At 61.3% G+C, this 793-nt stretch carries 1 pseudogene; it reads right to left on the bottom strand.

Annotated elements, in window-relative coordinates:
- Positions 1-793, bottom strand: a pseudogene (locus tag EN932_RS37260) (autotransporter); the annotation flags it as partial.

Raw genomic sequence — 793 nt, 5'->3', positions numbered from 1 at the left:
ATGGGCGAACTGGCCTGAAGCAAAGACCCCGAAACTTTCCGAAACCGGCACCATTCCAGAACCGGATGCGGGCGAGAGATGCAGGTCAGCATCGAGCGCGTCGCGGTTTATGCCGTAGAGAGCCTCGATTGCCACCGCGACCGCGCCGGCGTTGGTGGCACTGGTCGGCGCCGCCGCAATGCCAAAATTGACTGGCGTGGCACGCAGGAACACGCTGCCATTCGGGCCTGTGACGATCGCATAGGTGAAAAGCGAACCCGGTGTGCCGGGCACGCCTGCGACGCTGAACGTCCCGGCGACCGGGCCGTTGGTCGAAACAATGAGCGGTATGTCGGTCGGCTCGGCAAATTGCGGCGTGCCGAGCAGGTTGACGATGATGGTATTGGCGCCGGTTGCCGAAAACGCATCGGCAATGAGCTGATCCGACTGAGATGTCTGCTGGTTGATGTCGAGGCCGATGCTGGCACCGTTGAGGGTGAGGCCGCCTAGCGTCAACACATCGCCAGCGACACCGTTCGTCATGTCGATCAGCGAATTCGTCGCGATGATCGAACCCGGCATGGTGACGTTGCCGTTGATGAACAGCGTCGAGCCACTGCCCAGGTTGAGGTGGTTGATGCCTTGTATGCCGCCGTTGAAGCGCAGCGTGGAATTGTCGGAGGAAAAATTGTCGAAGCCGGTAAAGTTCTGGCTCTTGCCGCCGGCAGCGAGATCGGTGCCGGTGATGGTGCCGTTGGCGCCCGTGCCGCTGAACAGAACGCCATCGCTCAAATTGAGTGGGTCAACCGCACCG

Origin of the sequence: Mesorhizobium sp. M7A.F.Ca.US.002.01.1.1 (genome assembly GCF_004022955.1) — a bacterium.
Lineage (GTDB): Bacteria > Pseudomonadota > Alphaproteobacteria > Rhizobiales > Rhizobiaceae > Mesorhizobium > Mesorhizobium ciceri.
The sequence above is the reverse complement of the archived record's forward strand: the minus strand, read 5'-3'. Positions and strand labels throughout refer to the sequence as shown.